Source organism: Legionella londiniensis (genome assembly GCF_001467825.1).
Lineage (GTDB): Bacteria > Pseudomonadota > Gammaproteobacteria > Legionellales > Legionellaceae > Legionella_A > Legionella_A londiniensis.
Map to the genome: position 1 here is coordinate 199,640 of NZ_LNYK01000001.1, position 19,630 is coordinate 219,269.

Genomic DNA, 19,630 nt, shown 5'->3' on the forward strand with positions numbered 1-19,630 from the left:
TTATGAAATCAGTTAAATCACTGCCCGTAACCCTGGCTGGTCAAGTATTTTACTATCTCCTGCCTTATCGCCGCCAGGTAGTTCTGCACAATATCAATCAGGTGTTTGGTGAAAGCCTAAGCCTGCAAGAAAAAAAGCATCTTGCCAAGGCTTTTTACTCCCATCTTGCCACTTCCATTAAAGAAATGCTCAAAATGCGCTTTATGACCGAAAAAAAAATTCGTGATCAGGTGGAAGTGCGTGGCTATGAGCGTCTGTTAGCTGAAGCCGCCAAGGGGCGTGGGGTGCTGATTTTGACCGGTCATTTTGGTAACTGGGAATTTGCGCCCATCGGCGGAATTTTGAATTTTCATGAATTTAAAGGGCAGTTTCATTTTATCCGCCGTACTTTGGGGAATAAGTTTGTGGAAAAAATTTTGTTTCGACGTTACTACCGGGCAGGGCTTAACGTTATTCCCAAAAAAAATTCCTTACAGAAAGTTTGCGACGCTTTAGAAGCCAATCATGCAGTAGTTTTTGTGCTAGATCAGCATGCCTCACTGGCTAATCGCGATGGGATTGCGGTAGAATTTTTTGGCAAAAAGGCGGGTACTTACCGCAGCCTGGCAAGCTTATCCCGGCATACCGGGATCCCTGTAATCCCTGCTGCCGGCTATCGCTTAGCTAACGGCCGTCATGTGCTTGAGTTTCACGAACCGATTTACTGGCAGGATTTTGCAAATGCGCAAGAGGCAATCTACCGTAATACCCTGGCGTATAATCAGGCGCTGGAGCGGATGGTTCTTGCGCATCCTGAGCAATGGCTTTGGCTGCATAAGCGCTGGAAGTTAAAAAACCAATGCTAACGCCGTTTCCACTGAATTTTGGCGGGCGACATTAAAGAGCGTCCACGATTCCCTGCCTTCCAAGCGAGGGTGCGAATCCAAGCTGCATCTGGCGCTGAGTCTCTTCAAGCCTGCTTGCGCCCGCGCTTTGGAGGCGAACGGCCTGTCGCCTTTAATGGCATTAGGGTCTTCGTTAAAGACTAAAACCCCTGCATCGCTCATTTTTGCCAGAATTGCCGGGTAAATAAAATCAATAAAGAAAAAATTTCAAGCCTTCCTGCTATCATGGCGACCATTAATAACCATTTGCTGGGCAGGTTAAGGTGATAAAAAGTAACGCTGATGGCTCCTATGCCGGCACCTGCGTTAGCAAGCGTTGCCGTTGCCGCAGAAAATGAGGTGAGAAAATCATTCCCTAAAGCCACCAAGGCTAACACCAACAACAAGAAAAGAGCAATAAATACAGATATGAAGCTCCACATCGATTGCAAAACCGGCTCAGCCAGAATTTGCTGGCCAAATTTAATAGGAATGATGGCATGTGGATGAAGGAGGCGCGTCATTTCCCTTCGGCTTTGCTTGTACAATAAAAGTGCACGCAGCACTTTAACCCCACCGCTTGTAGAAGCAGCACATCCGCCAACAATTGCTAATAAGGTAAGGAGTATGGGGGTAAAACTTGGCCAATGATTGAATGGGGCAGAAATAAACCCGGTCGTTGTCGCAAGCGAGATGACATTGAAAAGACTTTTGGTGAAGGCATGGCTGCTTTTTTCAAAGAAACCATAACACAAAAGACTGAAGGTGATAATGATGCTTGCTGCCAGGATAAATCGCGTGAAAAAACGAAACTCCTCATCCTGCCAATAATGGCTGATGCTTCTTTTTTGTAATGCAATAAAATGCAAGGCAAAATTCGTGGCGCCAAGAAGCATGAAAACACAGGCAATTAATTCTATAGCTGTGCTTTGATAGTACGCAAAACTGGCATCATGCATGGAAAACCCGCCCGTAGACACGGTTGCAAAGCTTTCTCCAATAGCATCGAACCAGTCCATTCCTGCAGCACGGTACGCAAGCATGCAAAGAAAAGTGAGTAAAAAATAAATAGACCAGAGTGCCTTTGCGGTTTGTGCTATTCGGGGTGTGAGTTTCGATTCTTTCATTGGTCCTGGGGTCTCGGCCCGATATAGCTGCATTCCACCGACGCCAAGCATTGGTAAAATGGCTACCGCTAACACCACAATACCCATGCCTCCTAAAAATTGCAGCTGTTGGCGGTAATACAAGATGGCATGCGGTAAATCATCGAGGTGAGTAATGATGGTAGCCCCGGTAGTAGTAAACCCGGAAACGGATTCAAATACAGAATCGGTAAAACCATGATCGTCAATGGTAAATATGAATGGCAGCGCAGCAAAGAAACAAAGCACAAACCAGAAGAGCACCACAATTAAAAAGCCGTCGCGGATTTTGAGTTCCTGTTGATGCTTGCGAAAAGCAAGCCACAATATTGATCCTGTGCCTAAAGTGCAAAGAAAAGCGGCGACAAAAGGAAACCAGAATGCTTCATGAAAAATCAAGCTGACTATGAGAGGAGTCAACATGCTTCCGCTGAATATCATGAGCAGCAAGCCGATGAAGCGCAATATTGTTTTGATTTGCATAATCAATCCTGGATAGAGCCGTAGTCTAAATGCTTTCCTGCCCCGTACCCTGAGCGCCGGCGAAGATCATGGGGATGCCAAATCAGATATCCTCATTGCGTTCGGGATGACGGAAAGAGGGGAGCAATGACGCAATCGAAATGAGATGGCTTATCATTTGTACATACCATAACATTGGGTTTAGGGCGTAAGCTCTAGTCAACATAGCTTAAATTAACCTGGAACAAAGATTCAACCTGACGAATATAGCGTTTTTTCAAGACCAATAAAATCACATGGTCGTTTGTTTCTAAAGTTAATTCCTTGCTTGCGATGTATACTTTATTTTCACGCATAATGGCGGCTATGAGGCAAGAGGGCGGCAATTCAATTTCCGCAAGGCTGCGTCCTATAACCTGAGATGTTTGTTCATCGCCATGAACGATTAGTTCTATAGCCTCTGCCTCGTCGTAAAGCCGATGAACCTTAACCATATTCCCGCGTCTTAACTTTGTCAAAATGCTGCCAATTGTGATCAACTGCGGTGATATAGCATGATCAATTGTGCTGTCATTGATAAGATCCACATAAGCCTTTCGGTTGACCAGTGCCAAAGCATGCCTTGTTCCAAGCCTTTTAGCCTGAAGACAGGACATGATATTGGCTTCATCGTCATTAGTAACGGCACAAAAGACATCTGTAAATTCAATGTTTTCATTGATTAATAAATCTCTATCGCCAATGTCACCTTGCAACACGGTGGTTTTATGCAGTTTGGCTGCGAGATAATTGGCTCTCGAGGCATTGTGTTCTATGATTTTCAGGCGGTAACGGGTTTCCAGCGTCTGGGCCAGTTTTGCGCCTATATGACCGCCGCCGGCGATGATGATTCGTCGGTTGGGGTGAGTGTAATGTCCTAAAGCAATCAACAGTTGTTGAATTGCCTGAGGAGACGCAATAAAGACAACTTCATCGCCTTTGGCGACAGCAGTATCCTCTTGCAGCAGAATGGCGGACTGATTGCGAAACAAGGCTACAACGCCTGCTTCTATGGATTGTAAATGCTCATCGATTTGGGCAATGGTTTTACCGACCAGAATACCCTCCTCCCGAGGTTTTATGGTAGCAAGCAATACTTCGCCATTGCAAAAATCAACCACTTGGGAAGCGCCGGGATAATCAATCAGATTAACAATGTGCTCCATGACCAGCTGCTCAGGGCTGATGCATACATCTACCGGAATATGTTCATTACAGAACAACTGGGGATATTGATAATAATCTGTAGAACGAATGCGGGCTATTTTGCTGGGCGTGCGAAAAAGACTGTAGGCTATTTGGCACCCCATCATATTGATTTCATCGCTATTGGTGACAGCAATCAACATATCGGCTTGCTGAATGCCGGCATCTATTAACACATTGGGATGAGAGGCTGAGCCTAATACCGTTTTAATATCCAGGCGATGCTGCAAATCCCTTAAGCGTTCCTCGTCAATATCAACAAGGGTAATATCATTGTCTTCGTGAACCAGGTTTTGGGCAAGACTGCCGCCCACTTGTCCGCCGCCAAGAATCACAATACGCATTTTTTATCCTATATGTTCATTAAAATGCCTTCATACACGAAAGAAGCGGGCCCCGTTAAAGTGATATCATGCTCAGTGCGGGGCCAATGCACCCACAAATCTCCACCGGGAAGGCTGACTTTCACTGTGCCTTGCAGCTGATGAAAAAGCCGGCCGGCGGCCACTGCGGCTACGGCGCCGCTCCCACAGGCTTTGGTTTCTCCACAGCCTCGTTCATATACCCGCAGCATAATATGTTCCGGCGATATGATTTGCATAAAGCCAACATTGGTTTCCTCTGGAAAAACAGGATGTTTGCTGATTGTTTCCCCCACTTGACCGACCTGTGCCTGCTTGACATCCTCCACTTTGATAACGGCGTGCGGATTGCCGACATGAATGGCATGAAATGATATTTCTTCATGCTTCAACAATACGCTGTAGACAGGTTGCTCCTTTTCTGCCAGTAATGGGATATCTCCGGGAGCCAGTTTAGGATGGCCAAAATTAACGCTGACTGATGAATCATCATTTATCTTTAAGCGCATGGATGTTGTACAGGTGGCAACAGTCAGTTCCTTTTTTTTAGAAAGGCCATAGTGATGAATAAATCGCGCAAGGCAGCGCGCGCCATTGCCGCATTGGCCAACTTCCCGCCCATCCGCATTAAAAATTCGATAAAAAAAATCAACGCTGTCCTGGCGACTGGGTTCAATGATTAGACATTGATCAAAGCCGACGCCGGTATCCCTGCGACCCAAGGCCCTGATATCTTTTGGAGTAAGGTCAATATCCTGATGAGTTGCATCAATGACCATGAAATCATTGCCAAGGCCATGCATTTTTGTAAATTTAATTTTTTTCATGATTTATCTTTGCTTGCAGAAGCTGATTCAGGCAAATACAGGGGGCCTTTTTGCCCGCATGATACAAGACAAGTTAAACCCAGACTTAAAAAGATAATACCCAGCAAGATTTTTTTACTCAAGAAAAACAAAATTTTCTCCTTACTGTTCCGGGTTTTTGGCAAATCTGATGGCTATTCTCCAATCCTACCACAGTATTAATACAAATGATTGGGCAAGACAGTCAATTTTTGGTTTCCCTCGGTGATGAAAATCCCCGCTCTCAAGGGCTTCTCCGCAATCTGATGATGCATCGACTAAACTGAAACAACAACTGACTTGCATTTTTGTACAGTGGATGCGGGGCTTTTTATACATGATAAAAAACTCTTATTCCTGCTTGTCATGAGATTTCACATTAGCGATAATCTCTCTTTTTTTGCAGTGCCTATGCATAAAAATCAAACTTGAATTAGATGAGGTCAACTTGACTCCTGTTTCTACGTCCCGCGACTTGTTCGCGGGATCCAACATTTTAACATTTTATTCAGAATCACTGGATTCCGCGGATAAACCGCGGAACGTAGAAGTCAAGAGTTTTTTCATGCGTAGGCCCTGCTCTTTTTTGCTGGAGACTGCGGCTTGAATACTTACAAGATAGATTCCAGAATGCCGGCGCAAATCTGCATTATCTGGCTGCACGGCTTGGGAGCTGATGCACAGGATATGATGGGTCTGGCTCGCGAACTTCCATTGTCCTTCGGAATTCGTCACGTGTTTATTGACGCGCCGATTCGCCCGGTTACCTTAAACGGGGGGATGCCGATGCGCGCCTGGTATGATATTGCCAGTCTTGCAGAACGCGATCAAGCTGATAAAGCAGGCATTTTTGAATCACAAGATGCAATCACCCGTATTATGCAGAAACAGTATGAAGAAGGATTTTCTGCAAGGCAGATTATTTTAGCCGGATTCTCCCAGGGCGGGGCCATGGCCTTATTTACGGCCTTGCAACATGAGGAGGCATTGGGGGGGATCATCGCTTTATCCGCATATTTGCCGCAGGCTTCGGAAATCAGGTTCAAGCAGGATCGGGACATTCCTGTTTTCATGGCTGCCGGTCAGTTTGACACGGTTGTTTCCCCTGTTTGGACAAAAAAAAGCGCCGATCGCTTACGGGAGATGGAATATTCCCATATTGCTTTCCATGAGTATCCAATGGAACACTCGATTTGTGCTGAGGAAATTGTCGACTTGACAAGATGGCTAACTGACAACTATTCATCTTTTAAATAACAAGAGGCAACTCATGACCATCATTAAAAAATCGCGCACCGTTCCCTATACTTGCGAACAAATGTATAACCTGGTCAATGATGTTGAACGTTATGCAGAATTTTTACCCTATTTTACCAAAAGCGTGGTGCATCATCGTGATGAAGATGAAGTGCAGGCAACTTTGATGATTTCTGCTGCAGGTATCAGCAAATCATTCACCACGCGCAATCGCCTGCAAATCAATAAAATGATTGAAATCCGTTTAGTGGATGGCCCTTTTAGTCATTTGGAAGGATTTTGGCGCTTTGATGAAGTGCCGGAGGGTTGCCATATCTCTTTTGACCTGGAGTTTGATTTCGCCGGCCGCTTTTTTTCCATGCTGCTAGGTTCAGTTTTTGAGCAAGTCAGCGACAAAATGGTGGATGCTTTTTGTGAACGCGCAGAGGCATTGTATGGTCAAAGTTGAACTGATCTACCTGCCTGAAAAAAATGACCCCTTCCATCTTGATATTGAGCTGCCGGAAGGGGCAACCATCCGTGACGCGCTGCAACAATCCGGAATCCATCGCGTCCATCCCGAAACAAACAATTATCCTGTCGGTATTTTTGCGCAAAAACTGCCGCTTGATACACCACTGAAAACCGGCGACCGCATCGAAATTTACCGGCCGTTAGCCCTTGACCCGAAGGAAAAAAGACGGCTCAAAGTTAAAAAAAAATTAACTCCAAAATGAAACAGGGCAATATGGTGGCCCATGTTAAATGTTGGCTGCTTACTCGATGAAAACAGCCAATGGCATTGGTTGATTTGTTTAGTTTTTGGATAGCGCTGGAGTCTGACTCGGATTTAGTCCTGAAGTGGCGTGACTTGCATCGATAACTTTTTTAACGTCAATATTCCTACACTGAACGGACCAAACACCCTCTTGCCCCTTGATTTGTCCCATCGCTATGGTTCCTATTTGGGCTTCCATAAGTTTTTGCTGGATCATACCTGCGGTTTTCTTGTCGTTAAGCACTATCCAGGCACTATCACCCTTGCTGGTCAGCTTCCACTCTTTGCATTCGGTCAAATTGTATAAGCCTGCCAGAACCTTATTTTTTTGTTCCGGGTTTAATGATGTAATAAAGGAGATGTTTTTAACGCTTTCATGCTTTAATTTTAATTCCTTTTCCTTTTTCAGGGTTATCTCGAATAGTTTTTTGGATAGGATAAGGGAATATAGGTCAAAAATTTGCACATCATGATTAAGAAGTGACAAAAATTGAGGAACCATTTCTTTCAAAGTTTGTGTGTGATTTTTGTTCGCTTCATCGAGAAGGGTTTGCAAATTAAATTTTGGATCCAGTCTCAAAATTTCCTGCATGGATAACGCGGTATCTACCCGGGCTGCGATGGTTTCCAGCAGCAGTTCATCGGAATAGGGTTTTTGTTCTTCAGTATGAATCCGTTTTTTTATCAATTCTGCCAAAGCTGTTCTTGTCTTATCAATTTCTTTAAACGCTTGATTATAGTCGCTGTTTTCTTCCGACCGTTCGCCTGGAAGCCTTAACGACAAACTTGGCTTTTTAAAGTAAAGCAAAAAGGCATTGAGCATGGCGGCAGCAACACGCCCGTTTCCATTCCCATAGGGATGGATCTCGGTAAACTTATAATAGAAATCTGCCAGAAATTGAATCATGTCGTCTTCAGAATTTGTATCGACTTCCTTGAGTTTTTTGGCAGTTTCTTGTGCTAACGCATCCATCTTATGAGGGATTTCATGGGGATAGCAGCATATCTTCAAGATTTTATCAACACAGGACTTTTCTTCAAAAGTTAATTTATCTTCCAGGCAAGCTATGGCTAATTTATTCAATACGAGAATTCCTGGAAGACGTTTTGCGTTTTCTTGTATAAATTGAAGCTGCCACTGTGGAATTTCGATAGCCTCGTTTTTTTCCAATTTATGAAGCAAGTTTATGAATCCTTCCATTGCCTTTTTTTCAACTCCATACTGTTTCACCAAGGCATTGACAAATTCTTTTTCTTTTTTAATTGGATGTTTGCCTGAAAAATAAAAAATAATCTCATCAGATATTGCGCAGCCATTATGCCAGCGAAGGATTAATTGTTCTGTATATTTCCCGGAGGCGCTGCGAAGATTTTTCATTAATGTGTTGCCCATGATGCGATGCAATTCATCAAACCAGGTTAATAATTCCTGGGAGCTAATGGTTCCTGCATGTTTTTCCAGATGAGGCAGGATATGATTTTCAACATACAAATATCCATTTAGCATGTCTAAACGTTGGTTTTGCTCGGGAATAATGCTGGTTTCACAAGTTTCTATCCCGGCCAATCGTTCCGGAGTCGACTCAGGTTCGAATGAGTATATGATGGATGGATTAATTTTTTTTAACTCATTTAGTTGGGTTTTAAAATTGGGCATAATTACCTCGATGTTTTAAAATTTAGTGCACTTTAGCACAAAATAATACAGCGGACAATTAGAACATAATAAGCTGCAAGCTTTGGTTTGGCGGTTCGGCTGGATGGATTTTCCCTGAACAATGATTGATCCTGGCATCATTGTTCAGGGAGATTTAAAAAATGGGCTAATGCCCAGGCTTTGAGATAAAAGGGTAGGACGTTAATATTGCTGCACTACCCATATGGATTTTCCTCTAATTTCATGCGCAACTTAAGAATGGGACTCAATCTTTGCCAATCGGCCATGGGCAAAATACAGGCTTAAACTCTTTTTTTCCACAGGACCGTTGCCTTCGCGCCAGGTATAGGCATAATCCCAGCGGTCATTGGTGAACAAGGGGCTAAGCAGGCTGGTTCCCATGAGGATGGCGGCATCTTGCTTGCTCATTCCAATCTTTAACCGTTCTATTTTTTCTTTTGGCAACAGGTTTCCCTGCTGAACATTGCGCCTTGAAAAGTCATAAGAAGCGCAGCCAGCCAGAAATAAAGCCATGATAAGCATGAGAATGATTCTATTTCGCATTATTTTTTGCCTGTCTTGAAAAATTCGGCCATAATACCACGCAATTCATGGCAAGACTAATATTGCAGCAATTGTACAACATGATTTTTGCAACTGTTATTGTGAGGAGCTTGAGTGGATGAAAGCCAACAGCTTAAAGATGCTGGTTTGAAAATAACCATGCCGCGCTTAAAAGTGCTGCAAATTCTTGAGCAATCTACAGATCATCATTTAAGCGCTGAAGATGTATACAAGAAGCTTCTGGACATGGGGGAAGATGTCGGGCTGGCAACAGTTTACCGGGTTCTTGCGCAATTTGAGGCCGCGGGCTTGATAAACCGCCATAATTTTGAAGGCGGATACTCAGTATATGAACTTAGCCAGGGCGAGCACCATGATCATCTGGTTTGCATCCAATGCGGCCGGGTGGAAGAATTTTATGATGAACTGATTGAGCAGCGGCAAAAAATCATCGCAAAAGAAGCACAGTTTAAAATGACTGATCATGCTTTAAATATTTACGGATTATGCCCGGATTGCCAGGCAGCCTGATGAAATCCTGTTCCAGTTGCTGTTGATGGGTGCTGCTTATTTTTCAACGACAGGGGGGAGTTTTTTGGCTTGAGCTATCCAGGTTTCTATTTGGTTCAGGCTTGGCAAGTGACGTACCAGTTTAGTCTTTTTATTCTCATCTTCAAGTATTTGCTGCAATTTCTCTGCATCCATCACGGCGAGCGTTTGTACTGAATCGATGTCGCAATACTGCAACAGTTCAGCATATTCTCCGCCAATACCTGTGATCCTGGCCAAATCAGCCTCAATTGTCCATTTATAAATCAGTTTGGGGTTGATCCCTGTTTTTTGGGCGAGTTCAAGGCGTTTATTGCGAAGGCGGCAGAAATCTAGCAATTGCTCCTGATCCTCAATGCCTGCCTCAAGCAAAAGCGCTGCAAACTTGACGCCAATATTTTCAAGTTTTGAGAGTTTATACATGAAGGCTGCTCCATCCACTGCGAGGTGCATTTAAAGTATAGTTGAGAGGGATGATTTCTGCTGGTGATGAGCGCTAGAGCAGGCGAATTAACTCCTGTAAGGTATAGACGATGGTTTCAGTTATCTCTTTGAAGGATTTTTCATCCTGTAACAATGCTTGATTGACTTCAAGTTCTAACCCTAGATAATCTTTTTCGCCTAACTCCTGGCGAAGCTCGCTGGCAAAGCTGTTGCTGTCGCCCCGGTATGGATAATTCAGCCTTACCCGATATCGGGGCGACTGGGCAAGAAGGAGCTCATGCCAAATGCGGGCAACTTCTTTTTCACCATGGCGGCGGTGATCATAAAGAATGGATATAGCCGCATTGCGCAAGACGCCCTTCGCTTCCGGGGCAAAAGTATGAATCGATAAATGCAAAACCTGCTTGCTTTCTGCAATGTGGCGTTGAATGATTTGCCTCGTCTTCTCGCGAAAAGGCAAATAATAGTTAGCAATGATTTTCTTTTTTTCAGCACTTGGCAAGGCATGGGTATAGGAAGAAAAACAGTTGCGATGAGTTAAGCTTCGGTTGCAGTCGATGATTAAACGCGAGATATTGGTATAGGTAAAATCACAGTTCAGAGCACGGCTTAAATATTGCGCAATTTCCAGGCTCCCTGTATCCACGGCAGAAGGAGAATGCAATTTTTCCTGTTTGGGAAACAGATGCCGGTATTCTTCAGGAATTTCTCTTCCTCCATGCTCACAACTGAATATCAATACTGTAGGTTTCATGATCAATAAAATAATTGGTTATTTAATAAACACTGACTCAGCTGGCGGTACACATGAGCCAGGGTGGATCTGTTGTGATTGTTTTTGCAAGCTTTGAGGATCCGTTCGCTTAAATTACCAAAGCGCAAGATATGCTCAAGGGCAAGCTGGCTTTTCTCGTCGAGCTCGGTGCTCACCGACTCAATCAGCGACGACCATATATCCCGCATCGTCATCGTTCTTTTAGGCAGCTGCCACTGCTCAAGCAAAAAGCCATCGTCAACGGTGACACTTAAGCCATCTTTGATGCTTTGCTCAAAAAGCGCTTTGAGCTTTTTTGTGTCGAAAGGATCTTCTAAATATAAATGGGAGTCGCAATGCCATTTTTTGAGGATGGCAAACACCAGATGAGCGATGGCAATATCTGCCTGAACACATTCTTGGGTATCAAGCAGCCGTATTTCTATCGCCATCATTTCAAATTTAGCGATGGCGCCGCGAGAATTCAGCCATTCATGCTGCAAAATCCCTTCCGGATCATAGCGGCTGATATCCCGATACATGGGTTTTAGAATTTCATGTTCATATTGGCTTTGGGAATGAATAAATTCTGGAATGATATCGCCGCTAATTGAAGGAATTCGCTGCTGGTTCTTCCCATAATATAATAGCCTTGAATCCTGAAACCCGGTTATTTCTCCATCCAGAAATGGGGTGCTTGCAGCAAGGGCCGGTAACAAGGGTAAAATGAGCCGTATGGCATTGTGTAACTGACAGAATTCTTCATCATTGGCAAAAGGCAAATTGACATGCATGCTTTGTAAATTAGACCAGCCATGCCCTGAACAACCAAAAACCCTGTCATATTGTTGATAAATTTCTTGATTGCCATGCGGCCATCGCCTGGTTTCAACCCTGGGATCCATCCAGGGATGAGCCCCTGAGGGCAAGAGCAGCAAATTGTACTCGGCAAGAAGCGGCTGTAGTTTTAAAATCGCCTCTTGAAAGTGTGCGCTGATGGGGGCTCCTATGGGTTTAGGGCCGCTGTTTTTTAATTCAAGTACATGAAGCACCAGCTCATTACTGACGGCAATATCCCCAAGCGAGATTTCATTTGCCTGCCAGCCAGCCAGCAGGTTAAGAATGGCATCGCTTTGCGGCTTGACATTTAATGTTTCTTTGTCGACCAGCATGTATTCAATTTCAATGCCCATAACAGAAAAAAGCGGGTAATTAGACATAGCCGTGTTTCCTGCGGATGCGCTGCAAAAAGACATTCATGATTTGATGATAAAGGGATTCGCCTAATATCTGGTCTTCATTGCCATGATCAATGCTTGGATTATCATTCACTTCGATGACATAATGTTTGTCGCCCTGGCTTTTAAGGTCAACTCCGTAAAAACCATCGCCGATTAAACGGGTGACTTTAAGCGCCGTTTTAAGAATTCCTTCTGGAACTTCATGTAACGGTACGGCTTCACAGGCTCCTTCTAATTCCTGACTGGATTTCCAGTTATAGATTTGCCAATGCCCTTTTGCCATGTAATACCGGCAGGCATATAAAGCTTTGTTATCGAGTATGCCTATCCGCCAGTCAAATTCTGTAGGAATAAAGGGCTGCAGAAGAACCAAATCGGAAGTTTTAAAAAACTGGGCAAGCGATTTTTGTAATTCCCTGGCGTCGCTTAGTTTAATGACGCCCTGAGAAAAAGCGCTGTCTGGTTTTTTTAAAACGCAGGGAAATTCGCACTCCGGCAGTTTCTCGTCATATTTACTGATAAACTGGGTGCTTGGCGTGAGTATCTGATGGCTTTGCATTAATTCGGCAAGATATACTTTGTTGGTGCATTTCACAATCGACTGGGGGTCGTCTATCACGACGAGATTCTCCTGGGCCGCGCGCCTTGCAAAGCGGTAAGTAAAATGATCGACTGCTGTGGTTGCCCGAATAAACAGCGCATCATATTCCGCTATAGATTTACTTTCATTTTTATCAATAAAGTCAACATTAAGCCCCAGATCTTCTCCTGCAGCAACAAAAAAATCGAGGGCTTTTTTGTTAGATGGCGGTGTTGGCTCACTTTCATCAATCAAGATAGCAAGATCATGAAAACGCTGTTTTTTTCGCCAAAGATGAAATCTTTTTTTTGAAAAATAAGTTTCAGCAGCCTGATGCATGAATTCCTCATGCTGGGCAGGAATATCCGCAACAGACAAGACTGCAACCTCTTTAATACTCCACTGTTTCTTTTTTTCCAGGGTAAAACGCAGCAGCGGCAAGGGAAACAAGCCATGCAGTTTTTTGGCCAAAAGGGCATGCCTTTTGGCAATATTCTGCCCAAAGTAAAGGCTGAATATAAACTCATTGCCCTTGATATCTTGCAGGCTTCGCTGAATTTCATCATTGATTTCCTGGGAAATCTGCTTCGACAGGCTTAAGCTTAAAACATCCTGGATGCTTAAAACGGTAGGAATGGCTTTATGATCCCGGGCTTGGGCCAGCAAGGAAACATAATAACCAATGGTTTGGTAGTTATAAGAGCGGCAGAGGTTGATAATCCTCAGGGAGCGGCTTTGATGGTAGGTCTCATCAGATAAATAATCATTCGCTGAAACTATGGGGGCAAGGCCGCTTAAAAACTGCCAATTCTCTGGGTCATCGGTGACCAAAATGGTTTGCATGCATCATCCTTTTTGGTTGGATAATTAACAAATTTGCATCATAAGTCAGTACGCCCAGCAAGATGGCATTAATTAGCCTTGTGCTGCTGACCTTATAATAATTATCATGTGACAAAGGGTTTTCCCGATGCGGGTCGGCAACCACCACATTTCTTTTTTTCTCATCGTACCCGCATAATACAACAAAGTGTCCGCAAGGCGTGCCACGAATATCATCATAAACACTTAAGCCGTCTGAGGTGAAAAATTCTCTTGCACTACGATATAAGTAAGTGGCGCTTAAGCCGGTTAATATGGGAATTTTTTGCTTAAAAAATTCTTTTAACAAAGCAATACTCAGCGTGTCAAAGCGGACATTGCCTCCCAGGCGCAGGTACTGTTGATAGGCAATGCTTGATTGAGCTATGCCCAAATCCATTTTATGCTTTAACTGCGCGTCCAATTTAGAAATCAATACCTCTCTTCTTGCTTCTCCATGCACAAACCAGGTTGGGTCAAATACATCAAGATTGTTCACATAAATTGTGGCTGTGAATCCTTCTTTCAAGGCGTGCTTGCCTAGCAGGGGCGCTAAGGTTCCGCCAGAAAAAGAGCGTTCAACATCACCTATCATACTTTCAAGGTTTTTTTCCAGTCCGTAATAGGCATAGATGGCATGCAGGCAGGTTGGGCCGCAGCTTTCATCATCCGGTTGTGTATGGATATTCAGTTCAATCATGAAATGGAAGCGTTTAAAGATACGGCTGAATATTAATTGCTGATATATAATAATTAGAGAGCGCGGATGGATTTGTCAATGAGAAGTGAGAATAATTTCTTTCTGATTAAATTATCGCCTATAAGGCTTTAATCGATAACTCCAGGCAAAATTGCGCCACTTCCTCCGGCTCCTGGAAGTAATGGGTAAAGGCTTTAACTTCTATTGCCTGATTAACCCGCTGTTTGGATTCTCTGGAATGAAGAATCATATCCCTGATTGTTTCTCCCATCCGGCAGACAAAATAGACGTCTGATTCGGGGCGTTTCAAGAAACTGGCATGAAAGGATTTAAATGCCAAAGAGATAGAAACCTGGTTTTTTTTTGCATGGTAAAAGCCATGAAGTCCGCCAGCTACATCAGCGCCTATTGCCAATGCGCCAAAATACATGGAGTTTAGATGATTTTTACTGCGTCTTTTTAAGCGCAACCTAACCACTGCTTCGCTATCGGTCAGGGTAAGCAGCTGGAGTTTGAGATAGCCAATAAGCGGCACTTTAAACCGGCTGAAATACCACAGAAAAAATTTAAGGCGGCCTAATGTGGTCACAGAATATCCGATTTAACATCCAAATGAGCAATAACTTTTTTTACGCCGCGAACGGCACTGACCCGCTTAATGATAAAAGCGATGGATTGTTTATTTTTGACACGGCCAGATAAAGTCACAATACCGTTAGTGGTTGTGGCATTAATGCCTACAAGAGGAATGGATTCATCATCAAGAACCTTTGCTTTGAGCACGGCTGCTTCCACTTTGGCTGTGATGTAGGCATCAGTAAAAAGGGTATTGACCCGTTTAATATGTAAATCTTCAGTATCAACGCATTTTACCCCTTTTGTCGAAACCGCAAGCCTTAACGCTTCCACAAAGGCTTCCTTGTTTTTGACATGCCCGTGTAAATGGACTACTCCTTTATCAGTCGATACCGAGATTTTTAAAGGATTTAGGTTTTTGCTTTCCGTAAATTTAGCGGTGATTTTGGCAGTGATGAATGAATCGCTGAACTGTTGCTCAAGATGCTTCAAATCAGCAGCATGCGTCGGGATATTGGCAATCAGCAACAGCGGAAGAAAAATTATAGAGTATAATAATCGCATATCAAGCCGGGCAGAGTTCACGCTGATTTCATTATAACATTGAATAGCCGAAGGCCAAGTTTTTTACCTCTGGGCCCAGGGCAACTCATATTTTGGCCTTATCCCTCTTCAGCGCCTACATTGGTGATGAATTTTTGATGCTCATATTCAGACTTTGAATAATGTATTGATTTTTCTGTTTCAATTCTATCACCACGACGATAAAATCAATGGTGATACTCAGTTCGGGGATGGCGATGGGTTGCTGGATCACCCAGTAAGGCACGCCGGCAAAAAAATTGCTTTTGGTCACTATGCCTGATTTAACAATCACAGGGGGGCTTATGGGGGCCGGGTGCAGAATTAACTGATCAGTAAGCACTTTCTCCATGTAATTGCCTAAAAAGCCGTGAATTGCCTTCCAGGCGTTGAGAGTGTAATTTTTGCGCGTTTCTTCAAGGCGCTCTGTTTCGCTTGCATAATCCAAAGACAGGGTAGCAAGCAGGGTCTCTTCTGCCCACATCGCAACTTCATCGTCTTTGCCCGTTGCTGCATAAGGACTTGGAGATAACAAAATAACCGCCAGAAGCGCCAGAAGCAATGGCCAAAGATTTGTCTTTTTTCCCTTCATATGCGTCCTTGAGTGAAGGAGAGGTGCGTTTGTTTTATTAGTATAGCAGAGATATAATTTGTATTTTTTTGTATCAAAAGAATTGTCTTATGCAAACCATCAGCATCCGTGGCGCAAAAACGCACAATTTAAAAAATGTTAGTGTAGATTTACCCCGCGACCGTTTAATTGTTGTCACCGGACTTTCTGGCTCGGGCAAGTCCTCTCTGGCCTTTGATACTTTATATGCTGAAGGTCAGCGCCGTTATGTAGAATCCTTATCAGCTTATGCCCGGCAATTTTTATCGATGATGGAAAAACCCGAGGTAGATTCAATTGAGGGGCTGTCTCCTGCCATATCGATTGAGCAGAAGGCAACATCACATAATCCGCGTTCGACTGTTGGAACAATAACCGAAATTTACGATTATTTAAGATTACTGTTTGCCCGTGTGGGGGAACCGTTCTGTCCTTTGCATGGAATAAGCCTTAAGGCTCAGACAATCAGCCAAATGGTTGATCAAGTACTTGCCCTTCCAGAAGGCTGTAAGGCGATGATCCTCGCCCCGGTGGTCCGTGACCGCAAGGGGGAGCATGTGCAGTTACTGCAGCAATTGCAGGCTAAGGGGTATGTCCGGGCCAGAATCAATGGTGAGTTGTATGAGCTGGATGCCGCGCCGAAATTAGCCTTACGGAAAAAACATACAATCGAAGTGGTGATTGATCGGTTTAAAGTCCGGCATGATATAGCTCAGCGCCTTAGTGAATCCTTCGAAAACGCGCTTAATCTTGCTGACGGGTTGGCTGTTGTAACGCCGATGGGGAACGAATTTCAGGAAATGGTTTTTTCCTCAAAATTTGCCTGTACCGAATGCGGCTATAGTTTAAGTGAACTTGAACCGCGCCTGTTTTCATTTAACAACCCCTTGGGCGCTTGCCCTGCCTGCGATGGGTTGGGGGTTGATCAATATTTTGATCCCCAAAAGATTATCCACGATGAAACTTTAAGCCTTGCAGAAGGCGCAATTCGCGGCTGGGACAAGCGCACCACATACTATTATTCTCTCCTGATTTCTTTGGCAGAACACTACCGGTTTTCTGTTGATACGCCATTTGCTGATTTACCTGATTTTATTAAAAACCTTGTGTTATACGGCAGCGGGGAAGAGTCTGTTGAATTCCGTTACCAACGCCCAAATGGTGGTTTTTTGGTCAAAAAACATCCATTTGAAGGAGTTATTCCCAACATGCGCCGCCGGTATCGTGAATCTGAATCAGATCTCGTTCGTGAAGAGCTGGCAAAATACCTATCGACCAGGCCATGTCCATCCTGCCAGGGGACGCGCTTACAGGAAGCGGCCAGAAATGTGTTTATTCAAAATAAAAATCTACCTGAGATCGTTTCATACTCCATTGAAAAAGCGTATGCCTTTTTTCAAAACCTGAAACTTGACGGCTATCGCGGTGAAATAGCTCTGAAGATCAATAAAGAAATTGTAGAACGGCTTGGCTTTTTGGTGAATGTGGGGCTTGATTACCTGTCCTTAAACCGAAGCGCTGAAACACTCTCGGGAGGAGAGGCCCAGCGGATCCGTCTGGCAAGCCAAATAGGCTCAGGTTTGGTTGGGGTCATGTATATTCTGGATGAACCCTCCATCGGCCTGCATCAACGAGATAATGAAAGATTGCTTAAGACATTGCTTCATCTTCGCGATTTAGGGAATACAGTGATTGTCGTTGAACATGATGAAGATGCAATTCGCAGAGCAGATTTTGTGCTTGATTTAGGCCCTGGGGCCGGCGTGCACGGCGGCCACATCGTTGCCAGCGGTTCCCCGGAGGATATCATGAAAAATCCCCAATCATTAACCGGGAAATACCTTTCTGGAAAAGAAGTCATTGCCGTACCCAAAACGAGAATTCCTTTTCATGAGGAGCGAGTCATTCGCCTGGAAGGCGTTACATGCAATAATCTTCAAAATGTAGATGTTTCAATACCAGTCGGCTTGCTAACCTGCATTACCGGCGTTTCAGGTTCAGGTAAATCAAGCCTTATCAATGACACACTATACCCTTTAGCCGCTTCCAGATTGAATCGTGCCAGCATGCAACCGATTGGAGATATCCGGGCCGTGAGCGGACTTGAATTCTGCGACAAGGTGATTGATATTGACCAAAGCCCCATCGGCCGCACGCCGCGCTCTAATCCTGCCACTTATACAGGGCTCTTTACGCCAATTCGTGAATTGTTCGCGAATACGCCGGAAGCGAGGTCGCGTGGCTACCAGCCGGGACGTTTTAGTTTTAATGTGCGCGGCGGCCGTTGTGAGGCCTGTCAGGGAGAGGGCCTCATTAAGGTGGAAATGCATTTTTTACCGGATATCTATGTGACCTGCGATGTTTGCAAGGGCAAGCGCTATAATCGCGAAACGCTAGAAATTGAATATAAGGGCAAAAATATTCATGAGATCCTTGAGTTAACTGTTGAAGATGCGTGCGAATTTTTTGCGGCTATTCCCACTCTGGCGCGCAAATGCCAGACCTTGATTGATGTGGGGTTGTCCTACATCCGGTTGGGGCAGAGCGCTACGACTTTATCAGGGGGCGAAGCCCAGCGGATAAAGCTTGCTAAAGAGTTATCAAGACGCGGAACGGGCAGTACGCTTTATATCCTGGATGAACCGACAACAGGGTTGCATTTTCATGATATCAAACAATTGCTAAGCGTGTTGACGAGGCTTCGGGAGCAGGGCAATACCATTGTGATTATTGAACATAATCTGGATGTGATTAAAACTGCGGACTGGATTATTGATTTGGGGCCGGAAGGCGGCAGCAAGGGCGGGAAAATTATTGCTGCAGGAACGCCGGAAATGGTTGCAGAATTGCCTCATTCCTATACCGGGCAGTTTTTGCGTTCTTTGCTCTAGCATGAGATTGCATATTATAGTAACTTTGATCATGGCAGGGTCCAGTCGCGTTTCGCGCGCCTGCAAAAAATATTGAATCAGAAAAGGATGTGAGTGATGACTACGTTCCTGATAGCCGTATTGATAATTGTTTTTTTGATATTTTTTTGGGTTATTGGTATTTACAATAAGCTTATTGCCTTAATTGAAGCCATAAACAATAACAAGCGCCAGATTGATATTCAGCTGGACAGGCGATTTAAAGTCTTTCAATCCTTGATTGAAGCGGTCAAAAAATATATGGATTATGAAAAAACCACACTCAAAGATGTGGTTGAATTGCGTAACCAGGCTCAGGCTGCCAAGGAATCTGGCGATGAACAGGCGCGAATCCAGGCCGAAGAGGGCATCTCTCGTATTGCTTCAGGATTGAACGTGGTTTTCGAACAGTATCCCGACTTAAAGGCCAGTCAGAATGTGATGCAATTGCAAGAAGAAATTGTCAATACCGAAAATAAACTGTCGTATGCCAAACAGGCTTATAATGACGGAATAGAACGTTATTATGCAAAGAAAAAGTCTTTTTTTGAATCTATGGTTGTTAGTCTTTTTCCCGGTAAGCTCGATAAAGAATTCACCTACTGGTCTTTACCCGAAGAAGTGATCCAAAGCCGAGAAGATTACACCGTTAAGTTTTAACTATTGA

At 44.1% G+C, this 19,630-nt stretch carries 20 protein-coding genes and 1 pseudogene; 7 read left to right on the forward strand and 14 right to left on the reverse strand.

The window, feature by feature from the left end:
- The first annotated feature begins 2 nt into the window (after positions 1 to 2).
- Positions 3 to 845, forward strand: coding sequence for a lysophospholipid acyltransferase family protein (locus Llon_RS01010; protein ID WP_058528205.1), 843 nt, complete (start codon positions 3 to 5; stop codon positions 843 to 845).
- Positions 846 to 1,042: 197 nt separating this feature from the next.
- On the opposite strand, the gene Llon_RS01020 is transcribed toward Llon_RS01010, so the two are convergent.
- The 4 genes from Llon_RS01020 to lptM form a co-directional block, all read right to left on the reverse strand.
- A complete protein-coding gene (locus Llon_RS01020; protein ID WP_058528207.1) occupies positions 1,043 to 2,491 on the reverse strand; it encodes a TrkH family potassium uptake protein in 1,449 nt (482 codons plus the stop codon).
- A 194-nt stretch (positions 2,492 to 2,685) separates the two neighbouring features.
- Complete coding sequence (trkA, locus tag Llon_RS01025; protein ID WP_058528208.1) at positions 2,686 to 4,059, reverse strand: Trk system potassium transporter TrkA; 1,374 nt, start codon at positions 4,057 to 4,059, stop codon at positions 2,686 to 2,688.
- 8 nt (positions 4,060 to 4,067) lie between these two features.
- Positions 4,068 to 4,904: a diaminopimelate epimerase gene (gene dapF / locus Llon_RS01030; protein WP_058528209.1), complete on the reverse strand. Its 837-nt coding sequence runs from the start codon at positions 4,902 to 4,904 to the stop codon at positions 4,068 to 4,070.
- Entirely contained in the window at positions 4,901 to 5,068 is a 168-nt protein-coding gene (gene lptM, locus Llon_RS11675) for an LPS translocon maturation chaperone LptM (protein ID WP_337589086.1), read from the reverse strand. Before lptM ends, dapF begins: the two co-directional genes overlap by 4 nt.
- 457 nt (positions 5,069 to 5,525) lie before the next feature.
- Between lptM and Llon_RS01040 the strand changes: the two genes are divergently transcribed.
- From Llon_RS01040 to Llon_RS01050, 3 genes are read left to right on the forward strand one after another with little or no spacing between them, the layout of a single operon-like run.
- A complete protein-coding gene (locus Llon_RS01040; RefSeq protein WP_412754130.1) occupies positions 5,526 to 6,179 on the forward strand; it encodes an alpha/beta hydrolase in 654 nt (217 codons plus the stop codon).
- Between the two features lie 13 nt (positions 6,180 to 6,192).
- Entirely contained in the window at positions 6,193 to 6,627 is a 435-nt protein-coding gene (locus Llon_RS01045; protein WP_058528212.1) for a type II toxin-antitoxin system RatA family toxin, read from the forward strand.
- Entirely contained in the window at positions 6,614 to 6,895 is a 282-nt protein-coding gene (locus Llon_RS01050; protein WP_058528213.1) for an RnfH family protein, read from the forward strand. Before Llon_RS01045 ends, Llon_RS01050 begins: the two co-directional genes overlap by 14 nt.
- Positions 6,896 to 6,973: 78 nt before the next feature.
- Here Llon_RS01050 and Llon_RS01055 read toward each other — a convergent pair whose 3' ends face one another.
- Together Llon_RS01055 and Llon_RS01060 are read right to left on the reverse strand one after the other, a co-directional pair.
- Positions 6,974 to 8,593: a Fic family protein gene (locus Llon_RS01055; protein ID WP_058528214.1), complete on the reverse strand. Its 1,620-nt coding sequence runs from the start codon at positions 8,591 to 8,593 to the stop codon at positions 6,974 to 6,976.
- 252 nt (positions 8,594 to 8,845) lie between these two features.
- A pseudogene (locus tag Llon_RS01060) lies at positions 8,846 to 9,189 on the reverse strand (outer membrane protein assembly factor BamE).
- An 82-nt stretch (positions 9,190 to 9,271) separates the two neighbouring features.
- Between Llon_RS01060 and fur the strand changes: the two are divergent.
- A complete protein-coding gene (gene fur / locus Llon_RS01065; RefSeq protein WP_058528216.1) occupies positions 9,272 to 9,688 on the forward strand; it encodes a ferric iron uptake transcriptional regulator in 417 nt (138 codons plus the stop codon).
- A 36-nt stretch (positions 9,689 to 9,724) separates the two neighbouring features.
- Here fur and Llon_RS01070 read toward each other — a convergent pair whose 3' ends face one another.
- From Llon_RS01070 to Llon_RS01105, 8 genes are all read right to left on the reverse strand, one after another.
- Positions 9,725 to 10,129, reverse strand: a complete 405-nt coding sequence (locus tag Llon_RS01070) for a DUF4332 domain-containing protein (RefSeq protein WP_058528217.1) — start codon at positions 10,127 to 10,129, stop codon at positions 9,725 to 9,727.
- Positions 10,130 to 10,202: 73 nt separating this feature from the next.
- Positions 10,203 to 10,904, reverse strand: a complete 702-nt coding sequence (locus Llon_RS01075; protein WP_058528218.1) for an N-formylglutamate amidohydrolase — start codon at positions 10,902 to 10,904, stop codon at positions 10,203 to 10,205.
- 2 nt (positions 10,905 to 10,906) lie between these two features.
- Complete coding sequence (locus Llon_RS01080) at positions 10,907 to 12,124, reverse strand: glutamate-cysteine ligase family protein (protein ID WP_058528219.1); 1,218 nt, start codon at positions 12,122 to 12,124, stop codon at positions 10,907 to 10,909.
- Positions 12,117 to 13,568, reverse strand: a complete 1,452-nt coding sequence (locus Llon_RS01085) for a RimK family protein (RefSeq protein WP_058528220.1) — start codon at positions 13,566 to 13,568, stop codon at positions 12,117 to 12,119. The genes Llon_RS01080 and Llon_RS01085 overlap by 8 nt, the downstream gene beginning before the upstream one ends.
- A complete protein-coding gene (locus Llon_RS01090; RefSeq protein WP_058528221.1) occupies positions 13,543 to 14,286 on the reverse strand; it encodes a C39 family peptidase in 744 nt (247 codons plus the stop codon). The genes Llon_RS01085 and Llon_RS01090 overlap by 26 nt, the downstream gene beginning before the upstream one ends.
- A gap of 118 nt (positions 14,287 to 14,404) precedes the next feature.
- Positions 14,405 to 14,875: a PaaI family thioesterase gene (locus Llon_RS01095; RefSeq protein ID WP_058528222.1), complete on the reverse strand. Its 471-nt coding sequence runs from the start codon at positions 14,873 to 14,875 to the stop codon at positions 14,405 to 14,407.
- A complete protein-coding gene (locus tag Llon_RS01100; RefSeq protein ID WP_237758228.1) occupies positions 14,872 to 15,447 on the reverse strand; it encodes a BON domain-containing protein in 576 nt (191 codons plus the stop codon). The genes Llon_RS01095 and Llon_RS01100 overlap by 4 nt, the downstream gene beginning before the upstream one ends.
- Positions 15,448 to 15,541: 94 nt before the next feature.
- Entirely contained in the window at positions 15,542 to 16,036 is a 495-nt protein-coding gene (locus tag Llon_RS01105) for a DotI/IcmL family type IV secretion protein (RefSeq protein WP_058528223.1), read from the reverse strand.
- An 89-nt stretch (positions 16,037 to 16,125) separates the two neighbouring features.
- Here Llon_RS01105 and uvrA point away from each other — a divergent pair, with 89 nt between their 5' ends.
- Both uvrA and Llon_RS01115 read left to right on the forward strand, forming a co-directional pair.
- Positions 16,126 to 18,945 carry an excinuclease ABC subunit UvrA gene (gene uvrA / locus Llon_RS01110; RefSeq protein WP_058528224.1) on the forward strand — a complete coding sequence of 940 codons (2,820 nt, stop codon included), beginning with the start codon at positions 16,126 to 16,128 and terminating at the stop codon, positions 18,943 to 18,945.
- Between the two features lie 96 nt (positions 18,946 to 19,041).
- Positions 19,042 to 19,623, forward strand: coding sequence for a LemA family protein (locus Llon_RS01115; RefSeq protein WP_058528225.1), 582 nt, complete (start codon positions 19,042 to 19,044; stop codon positions 19,621 to 19,623).
- Positions 19,624 to 19,630 lie beyond the last annotated feature (7 nt).

Bases quoted from the DNA above. Each gene is read 5' to 3' on its own strand.
- Llon_RS01075 (WP_058528218.1), bottom strand. From the start codon at position 10,904: ATGAAACCTACAGTATTGATATTCAGTTGTGAGCATGGAGGAAGAGAA.
- Llon_RS01055 (WP_058528214.1), bottom strand. From the start codon at position 8,593: ATGCCCAATTTTAAAACCCAACTAAATGAGTTAAAAAAAATTAATCCA.
- Llon_RS01090 (WP_058528221.1), bottom strand. From the start codon at position 14,286: ATGATTGAACTGAATATCCATACACAACCGGATGATGAAAGCTGCGGC.
- Llon_RS01080 (WP_058528219.1), bottom strand. From the start codon at position 12,124: ATGTCTAATTACCCGCTTTTTTCTGTTATGGGCATTGAAATTGAATAC.
- dapF (WP_058528209.1), bottom strand. From the start codon at position 4,904: ATGAAAAAAATTAAATTTACAAAAATGCATGGCCTTGGCAATGATTTC.
- Llon_RS01050 (WP_058528213.1), top strand. From the start codon at position 6,614: ATGGTCAAAGTTGAACTGATCTACCTGCCTGAAAAAAATGACCCCTTC.
- Llon_RS01105 (WP_058528223.1), bottom strand. From the start codon at position 16,036: ATGAAGGGAAAAAAGACAAATCTTTGGCCATTGCTTCTGGCGCTTCTG.
- Llon_RS01010 (WP_058528205.1), top strand. From the start codon at position 3: ATGAAATCAGTTAAATCACTGCCCGTAACCCTGGCTGGTCAAGTATTT.
- Llon_RS01085 (WP_058528220.1), bottom strand. From the start codon at position 13,568: ATGCAAACCATTTTGGTCACCGATGACCCAGAGAATTGGCAGTTTTTA.
- Llon_RS01115 (WP_058528225.1), top strand. From the start codon at position 19,042: ATGACTACGTTCCTGATAGCCGTATTGATAATTGTTTTTTTGATATTT.
- trkA (WP_058528208.1), bottom strand. From the start codon at position 4,059: ATGCGTATTGTGATTCTTGGCGGCGGACAAGTGGGCGGCAGTCTTGCC.
- Llon_RS01045 (WP_058528212.1), top strand. From the start codon at position 6,193: ATGACCATCATTAAAAAATCGCGCACCGTTCCCTATACTTGCGAACAA.
- uvrA (WP_058528224.1), top strand. From the start codon at position 16,126: ATGCAAACCATCAGCATCCGTGGCGCAAAAACGCACAATTTAAAAAAT.
- Llon_RS01070 (WP_058528217.1), bottom strand. From the start codon at position 10,129: ATGTATAAACTCTCAAAACTTGAAAATATTGGCGTCAAGTTTGCAGCG.
- Llon_RS01020 (WP_058528207.1), bottom strand. From the start codon at position 2,491: ATGCAAATCAAAACAATATTGCGCTTCATCGGCTTGCTGCTCATGATA.